This is a genomic window from Streptomyces griseomycini, from assembly GCF_014203535.1.
Classification (GTDB): Bacteria; Actinomycetota; Actinomycetes; order Streptomycetales; family Streptomycetaceae; genus Streptomyces; species Streptomyces griseomycini.
In genome coordinates this window covers 61,026-77,664 of sequence record NZ_JACHJI010000007.1, presented here as the reverse complement: position 1 = coordinate 77,664, position 16,639 = coordinate 61,026, and the positions used below count along the sequence as shown (strand labels likewise).

Sequence of the window (16,639 nt, the reverse complement as noted above, 5' to 3'; positions counted from 1 at the left end):
GGCGCGCCGGCCCGGACGGTCGGCGCCCCCGCCCCGTCCGGTCCTCCCCCGTCGCCGCCCGTCCCCTTCCCCGAGGTACTCACGTCATGACCCAGCCGCCCCAGCCGCCCCAACCGCCCCAGCAGCCCCCGCAGCAGCCGGGCTTCGGACCGCCGCAGGGCGCGGCGCAGCCGCCCGCCCAGCCTCCGCAGCAGCCGCCCGCGCCCGGTGGCCCCGGTCTCCACAAGGCTCCCGAGCCCGGGTACGGGTACCCGCAGGTCCCGCAGTCGCCTCCGGCCGCCCCCGCCACCCCGCCGACGCCTCCGCCGTCCGCCCCGCAGGGGCCCGGGTACGGCTACCCGCAGCAGCCTCCGGGCGGTTACGGCTACCCGGGGCAGCCGCAGCAGCCGGGTCCGTACGGGCAGCCGCAACAGCCGGGTCCGTACGGGCAGCCGCAGCCGCAGCAGCCGGGGCCCTACGGCCAGCCCGGGTACGGCCAGCCCGGATACGGCTATCCCCAGGCGACCATGCCGATGCAGCCGCAGCCGGGCCAGCCGGGCGGCGGCGGGCGGAAGTTCGGCGCACCGCTGGTCATCATCGTCGCCGCGGTCGTGGTCATCGCCCTGATCGTCGGCGGCGGCGTCTGGTACGCGTCCTCCGGCAAGGACGACGACAAGAACAACTCCGCGGACTCCGGCGACAAGGGCTCCAAGGACGCCAAGAACGGCGACGGCGGCACGACCGCCGGTGCCGAGGAGAAGGCGCCGGCCGACCCCGACTCCAAGCTCCTCTTCCAGGTGCCGGCGCCCAAGGTGCCCAAGGGCGTCTCGACCGTCGTCACCTCGGGTTCCTGGCTGACCGACACGGTGTACGCCAAGAGCGGCATCGCCGAGATCGTCGGTTACGACCGCGACAAGGGCACCGAGAAGTGGACGATCGACCTGCCCGGCCCGGTGTGCGCGGCCAGCAGGCACTCCACCGAGGACAACAAGACGGCGATCGTCTACAAGCCGGCCATGCCGACCGAGGAAGATCCCCAGTCGTGCACGCAGGTGGGGCTGATCGACCTGGAGGCGGGCAAGGAGCTGTGGTCCAAGAGCGCCAAGACCGGCACCATGCCGATCAACTTCAACAACGTCACCCTCAGCGGGGGCACCGTCGCCGCGGGCAGCAGCAGCGGCGGCGCCGCCTGGGAGATCGCCTCCGGCGAGCAGCTGTGGGCCCCCAAGACCTCTGACTCCTGCTACGACTCCGGGTACGGCGGCGGGGAGAAGCTGGTCGCGGTGCGCAAGTGCGGCTCGTACGAGCAGCGCCAGCTGCACATCCAGACCATCGACCCGAAGTCCGGGAAGGTGATCACGGAGTACAAGATGGACGAGGGCATCGAGTACGCCGCCGTCGTGTCCACCGACCCGCTGGTCGTGGCCGCCGACGTCGGTGACTCCGCGGGTGACGGCAGCGGCGTCTCGGACTTCTTCTCCGTCGACAACAAGACCGGCAAGCTGCGCACGCGCATCTCCGCTCCGGGCGACGAGTACGAGGTCCGCTGCGACGCCATCTACAAGCTCGAGAACTGCAGCGGGCTGGCGGTCGGCGGCGACCGGCTGTACATCGCGACCGAGGAGCACGAGGGCACGGGCGAGTACAGCCGGACCAACGAGATCGTCACCTTCGACCTGTCGACCGGCAAGCAGACCGGTCAGCGCGCCGACGCGGGTGAGGACTACACGATCACCCCGCTGCGGATGGACGGCGGCAACGTCCTGGCGTACAAGCGCGGCCCGTACGACAAGGGCGGGCAGGTCGTGAGCATCGACGGGGGGTCCTTCAAGCAGACGAAGCTGATGGAGAACCCGGCGACGGAGTCCGTGCGGGACGCGGAGCGGCGGTTGCTGCCGGACAGCGCCGAGATCCTGTTCTCGCAGGGGAGGCTGTACATGTCGGACGTGTACGCCAGTGACTTCTCGACCTCGGAGGAGCAGTACCTGGTGCTCGCCTTCGGCACGGGCTGATCGTCCGTCCGGTCCGTTTCCACGGCCCCGCCCCTGCTCAGGGGCGGGGCCGTGCGCGTACCGCCCAACATGCGCTCATCGCCATCGAACACGAGAATTTCGGCGATCCGGGGCGATTCTCGCCGGTAGGGGGAGCGGAACGTCGAACAAGCGTGTAGCTTCCGGGGGCATCCACGGGGATCCGCAGGAGGGTCCGGGCGGGGATTCGTACGGGGCGGTGGCGCACGGGGGTGCGCGCGGTATGGGGGGTTGGTTGTTCGATGGGAGTGCGGCTGATGGTGGTCGACGACCACCGGTTGCTCGCGGAGGCGTTGGCCTCGGCGTTGAAGCTGCGAGGGCACCGGGTGCTGGCCGCGGCGGCGCCGGCGGCGGGGGCGGCGGATCTGGTGATCAGCCGGGCGCCGGAGGTCTGTCTGCTGGGGACGGCGGTGCCGGCGGAGCCGGGGATCTTCGACCCGGTGGTGAAGATCAAGCGGGAACGGCCGCAGGTGGCGGTGGTGGTGCTGGGGCCGGTGCCGAGCCCGCGCGGGATCGCGGCGGCGTTCGCGGCCGGGGCGTCGGGGTACGTGCGGCACGACGAGCGCATCGAGGGCGTCGAGCGGGCGATCATGAAGGCGCGGGCGGGGGAGGCGGCGGTGGCGCCGCAGTTGCTGCAGGGGGCGTTCGGCGAGCTGCTGAACCCGGCGGCGCAGCCGGACGACGAGGGGCAGCGGCTGTTGCAGATGCTGACGCCGAGGGAGGTGGAGGTGCTGGTGCGGGTCGCCGACGGTGAGGACACCCGTCTGATCGCGGCGGGCATGGGCATCGCCCCGTCGACGGCGCGGACGCACGTGCAGCGGGTGCTGATGAAGCTGGGCGTGGGATCACGGTTGGAGGCGGCGGCACTGGCGGCACGGACGGGCCTGCTGGACCGGGCGGGACCGGTACGCAGGCTGATGTCCGCGGAGGACTGACCCGGCGCCGGGGACGAGCGCGGCGCCCGCGCCCGCTCGGCCGCGGGCAGTCGTGCCTCCCCCTGCTCGAGCGGGGTCGAGAGCGGGGGAGGCACCCCGGCAGCGCCGGCTACTCGTCCCGCCCGTCCGGCGGGACGGCCGGCGGCGGGGCCGTCGGCCTCAGCTTCAGCCAGAGCAGGAACAGCAGGCCCAGGACCAGCATCCCCAGCCCGGTCCACAGGTTGATGTTGACGCCCTCGGCCTTGTCGATGTCCGCGTCGGACGCGACGAGGCCCGCGATCGTGACGATGACGCCGTACACGACGAACAGGCCGCCGATGATGCGCCGGATGTCGAAGAGGCGGGCAGCGGTCGCGGACTTGGTCTCCAGGTCGGTGATCTCCCGCTGGAGGTCGCGCTCGGAGTAGTGGTCGGACATGGTCTCTCCAGCTCCCCAGTCGGAACGTGGTCAGAACGAGAACGGGATGTAGCAGGCGGCGGCCAGGATCACCGCGCCCCAGCCGAGCAGCGCCGGCTTGCGGTACCAGGCGTCGTCGCCCTCCGCGGGCGGCTCGGCCATGCCGGGGGAGCGCGTGCCGTACACCAGGCCCTGGAGCTCCTCGGCCGGCTTGGGGGCGGTGAAGAGGGACACCGCCACCATGACGACGGCGCCGGCGACGAAGCCCGCGATCGCGGAGACGAAGTTGGCGCCCTGGTCGGAGGGGATGTCGACGATCCCCTGCTTGTAGATGACGAAGTAGTTGACCATCGCGGCGGTGGTGCCGGCGACCAGGCCCCAGAAGCCCGACTTCATCGACGCGCGCTTCCAGAACATGCCGATGATGAAGACCACGAACATCGGCACGTTGAAGAAGGAGAACAGCGTCTGGAGGTAGCTCATGATGTTGGAGAACGAGGAGGCCAGGAACGCCGTGCCGATGGAGGCCAGCACACCGACCGCGGTGATCAGGCGGCCGAAGCGGACGTAGTACGCGTCCTCGCGGTGCTTCACCACGTACTTCGCCCAGATGTCGGCGGTGAAGACCGTGTTGAAGGAGGAGACGTTCGCCGCCATGCCCGCCATGAACGCGGCCAGCAGGCCCGTCACCGCGATGCCCAGGACGCCGTTGGGCAGGAGCTGCTGCATCAGGTACGGGATCGCGTCGTTGTACTGGTAGTCCGAGCCGGGCGTGCCGAACCGGGGGATCAGCGCGGCGACGACCAGGCCCGGGATCATCACCAGGAAGACGATGAAGATCTTGGGGAAGGCGGCGATGAGCGGGGTGCGCTGGGCCGCCGAGAGGTTCCTCGCGGACAGGGCGCGCTGCACCTCGGCGAAGTTGGTCGTCCAGTAGCCGAAGGACAGCACGAAGCCGAGGCCGAGGACGATGGTCAGCCAGTTGGCGCCGAGCGGGTTGTCGCTGCCGATGCCGGTGCCGCCCCAGGCGGTCATGAAGTTGTCGCCGTGTGACGCGGTGAGCTTGTCGGACAGGCCGTCCCAGCCGCCCACGCTCCTCAGGCCGAGCACGGTGATCGGGATGAGGGCCGCGAGGATCACGAAGAACTGCAGGACCTCGTTGTAGATCGCGGAGGACAGGCCGCCGAGGGTGATGTAGGCGAGCACGAAGAAGCCGGCGACGACGATCGCCACCCACTCCGGCCAGCCGAGCAGGGCCTCGACGACGATCGCGAGGGCGTAGAGGTTGACGCCGGCGATGAGGACGGCGGCGAAGGCGAACAGCACCGAGCTGAGCAGGTGGGCCGCCCTGTCGAAGCGGAGCAGCAGGAACTCGGGGACCGAACGGACCTTGGAGCCGTAGTAGAACGGCATCATCACCAGGCCCAGGAAGACCATGGCCGGGATGGCGCCGATCCAGTACCAGTGCGTGGTGTAGACGCCGTACTGGGCGCTGTTCGCGGCCATGCCCAGGATCTCGGTGGCGCCCAGGTTGGCGGCGATGAACGCCAGACCGGTCACCCAGGCGGGCAGGGAGCGGCCGGAGAGGAAGAAGTCGAGGCTGGTCTTCACCGAGCGGCGGGCGGCGAAGCCGATGCCCAGGACGACGACGAAGTAGATCCCGAGGATCGTGTAGTCGAGCCAGTTGGTCGGCAGCCGCAGCTCGGCCGCCAGGTGGACGGGGGCCGCCGGACGGGTGAGGGGGGTGAGGGCTGTGGGGGTGTGCATGCGTACTCGCTTCGTTGCGCGAACCGATACCTTGCGGAACCTATGCCTCCGCGTTCAGTGGGTGAACGGTTTTGGTGGTGTTCTCCGTTTGGTCGTGATGAGTGTTGGCTCTGATGGGTTGTGTTTTGGTATGTTGGGTTCTGTTGGAAGAGTGTGAAGCGGTGTGTGCAGTGCCGCGGTGAGCGGCCCGAATGGAGCGTCCGGCGTGAAGAAGACCTCGACCCGGCTGGCCGACGGTCGCGAGATCGTCTACTACGACCTGAGTGACGACATCGTGCGCGACGCGGTCGACCGCCGCCCGCTGGACGCCACCGTCACCACCTCCGAGATCCGCCGCGACCCGCTCCTGGGTGACAGCGTCGCCGTCGCCTCGCACCGGCAGGGCCGCACCTATCACCCGCCGGCCGACGAGTGCCCCCTGTGCCCCTCCGCGGGCGACCGCCTGAGCGAGATCCCGGACTCCTCGTACGACGTGGTCGTCTTCGAGAACCGGTTCCCCTCGCTGGCCGGGGACTCGGGCCGGTGCGAGGTCGTCTGCTTCACCTCCGACCACGACGCCTCCTTCGCCGACCTGAGCGAACGGCAGGCGCGGCTGGTCCTGGAGGCCTGGACGGACCGGACGTCCGAGCTGTCGCATCTGCCCTCCGTGGAACAGGTGTTCTGCTTCGAGAACCGGGGCGCCGAGATCGGTGTCACCCTCCAGCACCCGCACGGGCAGATCTACGCCTACCCCTTCACCACCCCCCGCACCGCCCTGATGCTGCGCCAAGTGGCGGCGCACAAGGAGGCGACCGGCGGGGAGAACCTCTTCGACGCCGTGCTGGAGCGGGAACTCGCCGGGGAACGGGTCGTCCTGGAGGGTGAACACTGGGCCGCCTTCGTGCCGTACGCGGCGCACTGGCCCTACGAGGTCCACCTGTACCCGAAGCGCCGCGTGCCCGACCTGCTCGGACTCGACGAGGCGGCGCGCACGGAGTTCCCCCAGGTCTATCTGGAACTGTTGAGGCGCTTCGACCGGATCTTCGACGGGGGGGACGGGGGGGAGGAAGGCGCGGGGGAGCCCCCGACGCCGTACATCGCGGCCTGGCACCAGGCGCCGTTCGGCGCGCTGGAGGAGTTCGACGGCGTCACGCGCGACGACTTCGCGCTCCACCTGGAGCTTTTCACCATCCGCCGCACGTCCGGCAAGCTGAAGTTCCTCGCGGGCTCCGAGTCCGGCATGAACGTGTTCATCAACGACGTGCCGCCGGAGCGCGCGGCCGAGCGACTGCGGGAGGTAGCGAGTTCATGAGCGGGAAGTACCTGGTGACGGGCGGTGCCGGTTACGTCGGCGGTGTCGTCGCCCAGCATCTGCTGGAGGCCGGTCACGAGGTCGTCGTGCTCGACAACCTCTCCACCGGCTTCCGCGAGGGCGTCCCCGCGGGCGCCTCCTTCGTCGAGGGCGACATCCGCGACGCCGCGCAGTGGCTGGACCCGTCCTACGACGGCGTCCTGCACTTCGCCGCGTCCTCGCAGGTCGGCGAGTCGGTGGTGAAGCCGGAGAAGTACTGGGACAACAACGTCGGCGGCACCATGGCGCTGCTGGCGGCCATGCGCGCGGCGGGCGTGCGCCGGCTGGTGTTCTCCTCCACGGCGGCGACCTACGGCGAGCCGGAGCAGGTCCCGATCGTCGAGTCCGCCCCGACCCGGCCCACGAACCCCTACGGGGCCTCCAAGCTCGCCGTCGACCACATGATCACCGGCGAGGCGGCGGCGCACGGCCTGGGCGCGGTCTCCCTGCGCTACTTCAACGTGGCCGGCGCGTACGGCGCGCACGGCGAGCGCCACGACCCCGAGTCGCACCTGATCCCGCTCGTGCTGCAGGTGGCGCAGGGCAGGCGGGACGCCGTCTCCGTCTACGGCGACGACTACCCGACGCCGGACGGCACCTGCGTGCGCGACTACATCCACGTCGCCGACCTGGCCGAGGCCCACCTGCTGGCCCTGGAGGCGGCCGCCCCCGGCGAGCACCTGATCTGCAACCTCGGCAACGGCAACGGCTTCTCCGTCCGCGAGGTGATCGAGACGGTCCGCGAGGTGACCGGCCACCCGATCCCCGAGGTCGTGGCCCCGCGCCGGGGCGGCGACCCGGCGGTCCTGGTGGCGTCGGCCGCCACGGCCCGCGAGAGGCTGGGCTGGAAGCCGTCGCGCACGGACCTCACGGGGATCGTCGCCGACGCGTGGGAGTTCGCGCAGCGGCGCGCCGGGGAGAACGTGACGAAGGGTCGGGAGGCCGGGGCATGAGCGAGTCCAGCGAGGTCGCCGCGCGGTCCGTCGCCGAGCGGTTCGAGCAGCTGTACGGTGCCGCGCCGGACGGGGTGTGGGCGGCGCCGGGCCGGGTCAACCTCATCGGCGAGCACACCGACTACAACGACGGCTTCGTCATGCCGTTCGCCCTGCCGCACACCGCTCTCGCCGCGGTCGCGCGCCGCGACGACGGCGTCCTGCGCCTGCACTCGGCCGACGTCGACGGCCCGGTGGTGGAGCTGGCACCGGACGCCCTCGCCCCCGGGTCCGACAAGCGGTGGACCGCCTACCCGGCGGGCGTGGTCTGGGCCCTGCGCGAGGCCGGCCACGCGGTGACCGGCGCGGACGTCCACCTCGCCTCCACGGTCCCGGCGGGCGCGGGCCTGTCGTCGTCGGCCGCCCTGGAGGTCGTCGTGGCGCTCGCGCTGAACGACCTGTTCGGCCTGGGCCTGCGCGGCTGGCAGCTGGCCCGCCTGTGCCAGCGCGCGGAGAACGTCTACGTCGGCGCCCCCGTCGGCATCATGGACCAGACGGCCTCGGCCTGCTGCGAGGCCGGTCACGCCCTGTTCCTCGACACCCGCGACCTCTCCCAGCGGCAGATCCCCTTCGACCTGGCCGCCGAGGGCCTGCGCCTGCTCGTCGTCGACACCCAGGTCAAGCACAGCCACAGCGAGGGCGAGTACGGCAAGCGCCGCGCCGGCTGCGAGAAGGGCGCGGCCCTGCTGGGCGTGGACGCGCTCAGGGACGTGCGGTACGCGGAACTGGACGCGGCGCTGGCGCGGCTGGGCGACGAGGAGGAGGTCCGCCGCCTGGTCCGGCACGTGGTCACGGAGGACGAACGCGTCGAACGGGTCGTCGCGCTCCTGGAGTCGGGCGACACCCGGGCCGTCGGCCCCGTCCTGGTCGAGGGCCACGCCTCCCTGCGCGACGACTTCCGCGTCTCCTGCCCGGAACTCGACCTGGTCGTCGACACGGCGCTGGGCGCGGGCGCGCTGGGCGCCCGGATGACCGGCGGCGGCTTCGGCGGCTCGGCCGTCGTCCTGGCCGAGGAGGCCGACGTCCCGGCGATCACCAAGGCGGTGGAGGAGGCGTTCGCGGCGGCCGGCTTCCAGGCCCCCCGCGCCTTCGAGGCCGTCCCGGCGGCGGGGGCGCGGCGACTGGTCTGAGCCCGGGGCGTCCGAGCCCGGGGCGCCGCGGGACGGCCGGCGAGGCGTCCTCGCCGGCCGTCCCGGTCAGCCCAGCCGCTTCGTCAGGGTGTACTCCGTGATGCCCGGCGGGTAGTCGGGGATCACGCAGACCACCTCGTAGCCCTGCTTCCGGTAGAAGTCCGGGGCCTGGAAGTCCCAGGTCTCCACCCGGGAGGACGTGCAGCCGCGTCCGGCGGCGACGCGTTCCGCCTCCGCCAGGAGGCGGGAGCCCAGGCCCGCCCCCCGGTGGCGGCCGTCGACCCAGAGGTAGGTCACGTGCAGCCAGGCCGTCCAGGTGTGGCCGACCAGACCGCCCGCCAGCTCGCCGTCGGCGTTCGACGCCCACACGTGCAAAGCCGACTCGCGTTCGTCCGGCGTTCCGCGCAGGGCGCGCAGCACCGGGGAGGCCGCCGTGTTGGTGTCCCGTAGGCGCCTGCGGAGCAGATCACGTCGGGCCTTGTCGACTTCTGTCTCAAGACGGAACATGCGGCACACCATAAACGCGCAAGGCCGCCAGTTCTGCAAATAACCTTCCGCTCCCGGCCCCCGCCCGTACCCTGATGAACAGCGCCGGTGGGGGCCGGCGTCGATCAGGGGGCGAGAGAAGTCGGGTACGGCGTCCGGGGCGGGGTGGCGGACGGCGCGCGGCGGCGGCCGTGCGGTCGAGGCGACCCGTCCCATGTCCGGTGAGTCCATGACGGGGGCCTCGGCGCCGTACCCGCGCCGGCGCCGTCCCCCGACGATGGGGTGATCCCCTGCTCTGCGGAGAGCTCGGGGAAGGGGGTTTCGTGGTTCGCATCCGAGTCCTGGTCGTCGACGACCATCGCATCTTCGCCGAGTCGCTGGCCGCGGCACTGGCCGCAGAGCCCGACGTCGAGGTGTCCGCGGCGGGCAGCGGCCCGGCCGCGCTGCGCTGCCTGGAGCGGGCGGCCGCCGAGGGGCGGCGGTTCGACGTCTTGCTCGTCGACGCCGACCTGGGCGGCAAGGTGCCGGGCGGGCGGCCGGCCGTGCCGGTGCAGGACGGCGACGAGGACGGGCTCGTCGACGGGATAGCGCTGGTCACCGGGGTGCGCTCCGCGCAGCCGCAGGCGCGGACCGTGGTCCTCGCCGAGAAGGACGACCCGCGCCGGGCCGCGCTCGCCCTGCAGGCGGGCGCCTCCGGATGGGTGGCCAAGGACTGCTCGCTGAACCGGCTGCTCACCGTGATCCGCGGGGTGCTGCGCGACGAGACGCACCTGCCGCCCGCCCTGCTCACCGGCGTCCTGCGCGAACTGACCGCCGCCCGCAGGCACCGCACCGAGAGCGAACGGCTCGTGGAGTCCCTGACCCCGCGGGAGCGGGAGGTGCTGCGGTGCATGGTCGCGGGGCTGGGGCGCAAAGCGGTCGCCGAGCGCCTGTTCCTGTCCCCGCACACCGTGCGCACGCACATGCAGAACGTCCTCGGCAAACTGGGGGTGCACTCCACCCTCGCCGCCGTCGCCCTCGCCCGCCGGGCGGGCGTCGGGCCCGTCGACCTGGACCGGCCGTCAACCGGGGATGTTGTCGAACGGGGCGGTCAACCGGCGTAGCAGCCCGGCCAGCTCCCCGCGCTGCCCGTGGGAGAGTTCCGCGAGGATGGCCCGCTCCTGCGCCAGCAGCCCGGCCAGTGCCTGGTCGGCGCGGTCGCGGCCCTCGTCCGTGAGCCGGACCAGGACACCGCGCCGGTCACTGGGGTCGGGCAGCCGCTCCACCAGCCCCTTCTTGGTGAGGCGGTCGATGCGGTTGGTCATCGTGCCCGACGTGACCAGGGTCTGGGTGAGGAGCTGCCCCGGCGACAGCTGGTACGGGGTGCCCGCGCGGCGCAGCGCGGTCAGGACGTCGAACTCCCAGGACTCCAGTCCGTGTTCGGCGAAGGCGAGCCGACGTGCCCGGTCCAGGTGCCGGGCCAGCCTGCTCACCCGGCTGAGCACCTCGAGCGGTTCCACGTCGAGGTCCGGGCGCTCCCGGCGCCACGCTGCGACCAGCCGATCGACCTCGTCCTCCATGCGGATCAGTGTAGTGGTTGTGTCGACGTGAAGTCTCTTGATGTCAAGTGTCTTGACGTCGAGGTAAATGGGGGTGAGACTGGGTACCGGTCCGTCAGCACCGGGAGGCTCCGTGTCCGCGCCCGCCAGTCCCGCCAGTCCCACCGGCCCCGTCTGGGACCCCGCCCAGTACCTGCGCCACGCCGGCCATCGCGCCCGGCCCTTCACCGACCTGCTCGCCCGGGTCCCCGGCCTCCCGGGTGATCCGCCCCGCATCGCCGACCTGGGCTGCGGCGCCGGCAACGTCACCGCGCTGCTCGCCGACCGCTGGCCCACCGCCCGCGTCACCGGCTACGACAACTCGCCCGAGATGCTCGACGCGGCCCGCACCGGCCACGGGGGCCCCACCCCCGGGGGCGGCCGGCTCGACTTCGCCCCCGCCGACGCCCGCACCTGGACCCCCGACCGGCCGTACGACCTGATCGTCAGCAACGCCACGCTGCAGTGGGTCCCGGGGCACGCGGACCGCTTCCCCGACTGGATCGCCGGACTCGCCCCCGGCGGCACCTTCGCCTTCCAGGTGCCCGGCAACTTCGACGCCCCCAGCCACAGCCTCATGCGCGACCTCGCCGCCTCCCCGCGGTGGCGCGCCCGCCTCGGCGGCGTCCTGCGCCACGCCGGGGCCGTGCTCCGGCCGGAGGCGTACCTGGAACGGCTGGCCGGCCTCGGCTGCACCGCCGACGTGTGGGAGACGACGTACGTCCACCTGCTGACCGGGGAGGACCCCGTCCTGGACTGGGTGAGGGGCACCGGCCTGAGGCCCGTCCTGACCGCCCTCGCCGACGACCCCGGGGCGCGGGACGCCTTCCTGGAGGAGTACCGCACCGCCCTGCGCGCGGCCTACCCGACCGGCCCGCACGGCACCCCGTTCCCCTTCCGGCGGATCTTCGCCGTCGCCGTCAAGGAGGTGTGACCGTGACCACCGCCGTCGACCACGTCCAGCCGGCCGCGCCGCCCGGCTCCGAGGCCCGTCTCCGCACGTACCGCGCCGGCGTCCTCGGCATGACCGAGGTCCCAAGCCGCCGGCCCTCGCCGCACGCGGCGGCTGCTGGTTCCGGGCCGGATCCGTACAGCTCCACCCGGGGATCGAACTGGACTTCCGGCCCGCGGGGGAGGCCCACCCCGGCCTGAGGGGCACCGGGGTCGACGCGTGCGCCGCCCGGCCGGCGGCCCACGGGCCCCGTCACCCGGGACGACGACCTGCCGGGCCACCGCCGCTCCTGCTCGGAGGCCCCGGCGGCGACCGCCTGGAGTTCCTGGAGCCCCGCTAGCTCTTCCGGTGCCCTATCAGCCGCGGCTTGGGCTCCAGCCCGTCCAGGCCGTGCCAGGCCAGGTTCACCAGGTGGGCCGCCACCTCCGCCTTCTTCGGCCTGCGCACGTCCAGCCACCACTGGCCGGTCAGCGCGACCATCCCGACCAGGGCCTGCGCGTACAGCGGGGCCAGCTTGGGGTCGAAGCCCCGGCTCTTGAACTCGCGGCCCAGGATGTCCTCCACCTGGGTGGCGATGTCCGAGATCAGGGAGGCGAAGGAACCCGTCGACTGCGGGATGGGCGAGTCGCGGACCAGGATGCGGAAGCCGTCCGTGTACTCCTCGATGTAGTCCAGCAGTGCGAACGCCGCCTGTTCGCACAGCTCGCGCGGGTGGCCGGCGGTCAGGGAGCTGGTCACCATGTCCAGCAGCCGCCGCATCTCACGGTCCACCACCACCGCGTACAGCCCCTCCTTGCCGCCGAAGTGCTCGTACACCACCGGCTTGGACACCCCGGCCTTCGCCGCGATCTCCTCCACCGAGGTGCCCTCGAAGCCCTTGGCGGCGAACAGGGTGCGACCGATCTCCAGCAGCTGCTGGCGGCGCTCGGCACCGGTCATCCGGGTGCGGCGCGCGCGCCGCGGCTTGTCGTTGCTCGGGGTGCTGGAGTCGGTCGCCACGGCGACCATCATGCCGCCTTCACGGCTTCCTTCCCCCGCCGGGCACCGCCTTCTGCCGCATTGCGGCGCGAATCGATACGCGAGCGTGACGGCCACCGCACGTCGTACGCCCAGCCCAACTGCTCGAACCAGCGGATCAGTCGGGCGCTCGAGTCGAGCTGCCCCCGCTCCACCCCGTGCCGCGCCGAGGTCGGGTCGGCGTGGTGCAGGTTGTGCCAGGACTCACCGCAGGACAGCACCGCCAGCCACCACACGTTGCCCGAACGGTCCCGCGACTTGAACGGGCGCTTGCCGACCGCGTGGCAGATCGAGTTGATCGACCACGTCACGTGGTGCAGCAACGCCACCCGGACGAGTGACCCCCAGAAGAAGCCCGTGAACGCCCCCCACCACGACATGGTGACCAGGCCGCCGATCAGCGCCGGCAGCGCCAGCGACACGACCGTCCACAGCACGAACTGGCGGGAGATCGCCCTGAGCGTCCTGTCCTTGATCAGGTCCGGCGCGTACTTGTCCTGCGGCGTCTGCTCCTCGTCGAACATCCAGCCGATGTGCGCCCACCACAGGCCCTTGATCAGCGCCGGGACCGTCTCCCCGTACCGCCACGGCGAATGCGGGTCGCCCTCGGCGTCGGAGAACTTGTGGTGCTTGCGGTGATCGGCCACCCAGCGCACCAGCGGGCCCTCGACCGCCATGGAACCGGCGATGGCCAGCGCGATCTTCAACGGACGCTTGGCCTTGAACGACCCGTGGGTGAAGTGCCGGTGGAAGCCGATGGTGATGCCGTGGCAGCCCAGGAAGTAGAAGAAGACCAGCAGACCGAGGTCCAGCCAGCTCACCCCCCAGCCCCACGCCAGCGGGACCGCCGCCAGCAGCGCCAGGAACGGGACGGTGATGAAGAGCAGCAGCGTGACCTGCTCCACCGAACGCTTCTGCTCCCCGCCCAGCGTGGCGGAGGGCGGTGCCGCGTCCCCGGGCCGGTCCTTGCGCGAGTCTTCTTCGATCACATCGGGAGTAGAGGTCATGCGTGTCCCCTGTGGGGTGTGTGGAATGGGGGTGGTGTGCCCGGCTGCGGAGACCGTGCGGTCTTCCTACGGTTCCGTAACCTACGGCAACGTAAGTATGGCAGTGCGTCGCCCGGCGGCAAGGGCCCGTCGGCCTGCACCTCCGGATCGACACCTATCCTGGAGTCGGTCGGACAGCGCGGTCCGCTCTGATTTCTTCCCGGACGTCCGGCCCGTATGCGGTGCCCGCCGCGCGAGACGCCGTCCGGGTTCCCTCCCAGACGAGCTTCAACACTGCAAGGAGCCGCACCTGTGAGCAGTGCCGACGACCAGACCACGACGACGAGCAGCGAGCTGCGCGCCGACATCCGCCGCCTGGGCGATCTCCTCGGGGAGACCCTCGTGCGGCAGGAGGGCCCGGAGCTGCTGGACCTCGTCGAGAAGGTCCGCCGCCTCACCCGAGAGGACGGCGAGGCCGCCGCCGAGCTGCTGCGCGGCACCGAACTGCGGACCGCGGCCAAGCTGGTCCGCGCCTTCTCCACCTACTTCCACCTGGCCAACGTCACCGAGCAGGTCCACCGCGGCCGCGAACTGCGGGCCCGTCGCGCGGCCGAGGGCGGACTGCTCTCCCGCACCGCCGACCGCCTCAAGGACGCCGACCCCGAGCACCTGCGCGAGACCGTGCGCCACCTCAACGTGCGGCCCGTCTTCACCGCCCACCCCACCGAGGCCGCCCGCCGCTCCGTCCTGAACAAGCTCCGCCGGATCGCCGCCCTCCTCGACACCCCGGTCATCGCCTCCGACCGGCGCCGCCTGGACACCCGGCTCGCCGAGAACATCGACCTCGTCTGGCAGACCGACGAACTGCGCGTGGTCCGTCCCGAACCCGCCGACGAGGCCCGCAACGCCATCTACTACCTCGACGAACTGCACGCCGGCGCGGTCGGCGACGTCCTCGAGGACCTCACCGCCGAACTGGAGCGCGTCGGCGTCCACCTCCCCGACGACACCCGCCCCCTCACCTTCGGCACCTGGATCGGCGGCGACCGCGACGGCAACCCCAACGTCACCCCCCAGGTCACCTGGGACGTCCTCATCCTCCAGCACGAACACGGCATCAACGACGCCCTGGAGATGATCGACGAGCTGCGCGGTTTCCTCTCCAACTCCATCCGCTACGCCGGCGCCACCGAGGAACTGCTCACCTCCCTGCAGGCCGACCTCGACAACCTCCCCGAGATCAGCCCCCGCTACAAGCGCCTCAACGCCGAGGAGCCCTACCGGCTCAAGGCCACCTGCATCCGGCAGAAGCTGGAGAACACCAAGCTCCGCCTCGCCAAGGGCACCCCCCACGAACCCGGCCGCGACTACCTCGGCACCGGCGACCTCCTCACCGACCTGCGGATCGTCCAGGCCTCCCTGCGCGAACACCGCGGCGGGCTGTTCGCCGACGGGCGTCTCGCCCGCACCATCCGCACCCTCGCCGCGTTCGGCCTCCAGCTCGCCACCATGGACGTCCGCGAACACGCCGACGCCCACCACCACGCCCTCGGCCAGCTCTTCGACCGGCTCGGCGAGGAGTCCTGGCGCTACGCCGACATGCCCCGCGAGTACCGGGCCAAGCTCCTCGCCAAGGAGCTGCGCAGCAGGAGGCCCCTCGCCCCCACCCCCGCGCCCGTCGACGCGGCCGGCGAGAAGACCCTCGGCGTCTTCCAGACCGTCAAGCGCGCCCTGGAGGTCTTCGGACCCGAGGTCATCGAGTCGTACATCATCTCCATGTGCCAGGGCGCCGACGACGTCTTCGCCGCCGCCGTCCTCGCCCGCGAGGCCGGCCTCGTCGACCTGCACGCCGGCTGGGCGAAGATCGGCATCGTCCCGCTGCTGGAGACCACCGACGAGCTCAAGGCCGCCGACACCATCCTCGAGGACATGCTCTCCGACCCGTCCTACCGGCGCCTCGTCGCGCTCAGGGGCGACGTCCAGGAGGTCATGCTCGGCTACTCCGACTCCTCCAAGTTCGGCGGCATCACCACCAGCCAGTGGGAGATCCACCGCGCCCAGCGCCGGCTGCGCGACGTCGCCCACCGCTACGGCGTACGCCTGCGCCTCTTCCACGGCCGCGGCGGCACCGTCGGCCGCGGCGGCGGCCCCACCCACGACGCCATCCTCGCCCAGCCCTGGGGCACCCTCGAAGGCGAGATCAAGGTCACCGAGCAGGGCGAGGTCATCTCCGACAAGTACCTCATCCCGTCCCTCGCCCGCGAGAACCTCGAACTGACCGTGGCCGCCACCCTGCAGGCCTCCGCCCTGCACACCGCGCCCCGCCAGTCCGACGAGGCCCTCGCCCGCTGGGACGCCGCCATGGACGTCGTCTCCGACGCCGCCCACGCCGCCTACCGCGCCTTCGTCGAGGACCCCGACCTGCCGACGTACTTCCTCGCCTCCACGCCGGTCGACCAGCTCGCCGAGCTGCACCTGGGCTCCCGGCCCTCCCGCCGCCCCGGTTCCGGCGTCTCGCTCGACGGCCTGCGCGCCATCCCGTGGGTGTTCGGCTGGACCCAGTCCCGGCAGATCGTCCCCGGCTGGTTCGGCGTCGGCTCCGGCCTCAAGGCGCTGCGCGAGGCCGGCCTGGACACCGTGCTCGACGAGATGTACGAGCAGTGGCACTTCTTCCGCAACTTCGTCTCCAACGTCGAGATGACCCTCGCTAAGACGGACCTGCGGATCGCCCAGCACTACGTCGACACCCTCGTCCCCGACGAACTCAAGCACGTGTTCGACACCATCAGGGCCGAGCACGAACTGACCGTCGCCGAGGTGCTGCGGATCACGGGCGAGACGGAACTGCTGGACGCCCAGCCCGTCCTCAAGCAGACCTTCGCCATCCGCGACGCCTACCTGGACCCGATCTCCTACCTCCAGGTCGCCCTCCTCAAGCGCCAGCGCGACGCCGCCGCCGCGGGCGAGCAGCCCGACCCGCTGCTCTCCCGGGCCCTGCTGCTGACCGTCAACGGCGTGGCGGCCGGCCTGCGCAACACCGGCTGACCCGGCAACCGGCCAT

14 protein-coding genes and 1 pseudogene are annotated in these 16,639 nt (G+C 71.9%); 9 read left to right on the top strand and 6 right to left on the bottom strand.

All coding sequences use genetic code 11. The features are described 5' to 3' along the window. Positions 1 to 86: 86 nt before the first annotated feature. Positions 87 to 1,991, top strand: coding sequence for an outer membrane protein assembly factor BamB family protein (locus FHS37_RS20570; protein ID WP_184823396.1), 1,905 nt, complete (start codon positions 87 to 89; stop codon positions 1,989 to 1,991). Between the two features lie 260 nt (positions 1,992 to 2,251). Then, positions 2,252 to 2,944 (top strand): helix-turn-helix transcriptional regulator, encoded by a 693-nt coding sequence (locus FHS37_RS20565; RefSeq protein ID WP_184823394.1) that lies wholly within the window; start codon positions 2,252 to 2,254, stop codon positions 2,942 to 2,944. A gap of 109 nt (positions 2,945 to 3,053) precedes the next feature. Here the strand turns inward: FHS37_RS20565 and FHS37_RS20560 are convergent, their stop codons facing one another. Both FHS37_RS20560 and FHS37_RS20555 read right to left on the bottom strand, forming a co-directional pair. Further along, positions 3,054 to 3,362 carry a hypothetical protein gene (locus FHS37_RS20560; protein ID WP_184823392.1) on the bottom strand — a complete coding sequence of 103 codons (309 nt, stop codon included), beginning with the start codon at positions 3,360 to 3,362 and terminating at the stop codon, positions 3,054 to 3,056. A gap of 30 nt (positions 3,363 to 3,392) precedes the next feature. After that, positions 3,393 to 5,108: a sodium:solute symporter family protein gene (locus tag FHS37_RS20555; RefSeq protein ID WP_184823390.1), complete on the bottom strand. Its 1,716-nt coding sequence runs from the start codon at positions 5,106 to 5,108 to the stop codon at positions 3,393 to 3,395. Positions 5,109 to 5,313: 205 nt separating this feature from the next. Between FHS37_RS20555 and galT the strand changes: the two genes are divergently transcribed. Genes galT through galK form a run of 3 tightly spaced genes read left to right on the top strand, consistent with a single transcriptional unit; the run spans position 5,314 to position 8,560 of the window. After that, on the top strand, positions 5,314 to 6,399 hold the full coding sequence (gene galT / locus FHS37_RS20550) for a galactose-1-phosphate uridylyltransferase (RefSeq protein WP_184823388.1): 1,086 nt from the start codon (positions 5,314 to 5,316) through the stop codon (positions 6,397 to 6,399). Then, on the top strand, positions 6,396 to 7,391 hold the full coding sequence (gene galE / locus FHS37_RS20545; RefSeq protein ID WP_184823385.1) for a UDP-glucose 4-epimerase GalE: 996 nt from the start codon (positions 6,396 to 6,398) through the stop codon (positions 7,389 to 7,391). Before galT ends, galE begins: the two co-directional genes overlap by 4 nt. Continuing rightward, positions 7,388 to 8,560 (top strand): galactokinase, encoded by a 1,173-nt coding sequence (gene galK, locus FHS37_RS20540; protein WP_184823383.1) that lies wholly within the window; start codon positions 7,388 to 7,390, stop codon positions 8,558 to 8,560. Before galE ends, galK begins: the two co-directional genes overlap by 4 nt. Before the next feature lie 66 nt (positions 8,561 to 8,626). Here galK and FHS37_RS20535 read toward each other — a convergent pair whose 3' ends face one another. Further along, positions 8,627 to 9,079 (bottom strand): GNAT family N-acetyltransferase, encoded by a 453-nt coding sequence (locus FHS37_RS20535; protein ID WP_184823381.1) that lies wholly within the window; start codon positions 9,077 to 9,079, stop codon positions 8,627 to 8,629. 290 nt (positions 9,080 to 9,369) lie between these two features. Between FHS37_RS20535 and FHS37_RS20530 the strand changes: the two genes are divergently transcribed. Then, entirely contained in the window at positions 9,370 to 10,149 is a 780-nt protein-coding gene (locus tag FHS37_RS20530; protein ID WP_184823379.1) for a LuxR C-terminal-related transcriptional regulator, read from the top strand. On the opposite strand, the gene FHS37_RS20525 is transcribed toward FHS37_RS20530, so the two are convergent. Then, positions 10,108 to 10,605, bottom strand: coding sequence for a MarR family winged helix-turn-helix transcriptional regulator (locus tag FHS37_RS20525; RefSeq protein WP_184823377.1), 498 nt, complete (start codon positions 10,603 to 10,605; stop codon positions 10,108 to 10,110). The genes FHS37_RS20530 and FHS37_RS20525 overlap by 42 nt on opposite strands. Positions 10,606 to 10,672: 67 nt before the next feature. Between FHS37_RS20525 and FHS37_RS20520 the strand changes: the two genes are divergently transcribed. Both FHS37_RS20520 and FHS37_RS39710 read left to right on the top strand, forming a co-directional pair. Continuing rightward, a complete protein-coding gene (locus FHS37_RS20520; protein WP_184823375.1) occupies positions 10,673 to 11,557 on the top strand; it encodes a trans-aconitate 2-methyltransferase in 885 nt (294 codons plus the stop codon). 2 nt (positions 11,558 to 11,559) lie between these two features. Next, a pseudogene (locus tag FHS37_RS39710) lies at positions 11,560 to 11,915 on the top strand (VOC family protein). Here FHS37_RS39710 and FHS37_RS20515 read toward each other — a convergent pair. Both FHS37_RS20515 and FHS37_RS20510 read right to left on the bottom strand, forming a co-directional pair. Continuing rightward, positions 11,912 to 12,586 (bottom strand): TetR/AcrR family transcriptional regulator, encoded by a 675-nt coding sequence (locus tag FHS37_RS20515; protein ID WP_184823373.1) that lies wholly within the window; start codon positions 12,584 to 12,586, stop codon positions 11,912 to 11,914. The pseudogene FHS37_RS39710 and the gene FHS37_RS20515 sit on opposite strands and share 4 nt — an antisense overlap. Next, positions 12,583 to 13,599, bottom strand: a complete 1,017-nt coding sequence (locus FHS37_RS20510; RefSeq protein ID WP_184823371.1) for an acyl-CoA desaturase — start codon at positions 13,597 to 13,599, stop codon at positions 12,583 to 12,585. The genes FHS37_RS20515 and FHS37_RS20510 overlap by 4 nt, the downstream gene beginning before the upstream one ends. A 291-nt stretch (positions 13,600 to 13,890) precedes the next feature. On the opposite strand from FHS37_RS20510, the gene ppc reads away from it, so the two are divergent. Next, a complete protein-coding gene (gene ppc / locus FHS37_RS20505) occupies positions 13,891 to 16,623 on the top strand; it encodes a phosphoenolpyruvate carboxylase (protein ID WP_184823369.1) in 2,733 nt (910 codons plus the stop codon). Positions 16,624 to 16,639: the final 16 nt, after the last annotated feature.

What these genes read in the sequence shown, in the direction of transcription:
- FHS37_RS20570 (WP_184823396.1), top strand. Translation starts at nt 87, where the DNA reads ATGACCCAGCCGCCCCAGCCGCCCCAACCGCCCCAGCAGCCCCCGCAG.
- FHS37_RS20565 (WP_184823394.1), top strand. Translation starts at nt 2,252, where the DNA reads ATGGGAGTGCGGCTGATGGTGGTCGACGACCACCGGTTGCTCGCGGAG.
- FHS37_RS20560 (WP_184823392.1), bottom strand. Translation starts at nt 3,362, where the DNA reads ATGTCCGACCACTACTCCGAGCGCGACCTCCAGCGGGAGATCACCGAC.
- FHS37_RS20555 (WP_184823390.1), bottom strand. Translation starts at nt 5,108, where the DNA reads ATGCACACCCCCACAGCCCTCACCCCCCTCACCCGTCCGGCGGCCCCC.
- galE (WP_184823385.1), top strand. Translation starts at nt 6,396, where the DNA reads ATGAGCGGGAAGTACCTGGTGACGGGCGGTGCCGGTTACGTCGGCGGT.
- galK (WP_184823383.1), top strand. Translation starts at nt 7,388, where the DNA reads ATGAGCGAGTCCAGCGAGGTCGCCGCGCGGTCCGTCGCCGAGCGGTTC.
- FHS37_RS20535 (WP_184823381.1), bottom strand. Translation starts at nt 9,079, where the DNA reads ATGGTGTGCCGCATGTTCCGTCTTGAGACAGAAGTCGACAAGGCCCGA.
- FHS37_RS20525 (WP_184823377.1), bottom strand. Translation starts at nt 10,605, where the DNA reads ATGGAGGACGAGGTCGATCGGCTGGTCGCAGCGTGGCGCCGGGAGCGC.
- FHS37_RS20520 (WP_184823375.1), top strand. Translation starts at nt 10,673, where the DNA reads ATGGGGGTGAGACTGGGTACCGGTCCGTCAGCACCGGGAGGCTCCGTG.
- FHS37_RS20515 (WP_184823373.1), bottom strand. Translation starts at nt 12,586, where the DNA reads ATGATGGTCGCCGTGGCGACCGACTCCAGCACCCCGAGCAACGACAAG.
- FHS37_RS20510 (WP_184823371.1), bottom strand. Translation starts at nt 13,599, where the DNA reads ATGACCTCTACTCCCGATGTGATCGAAGAAGACTCGCGCAAGGACCGG.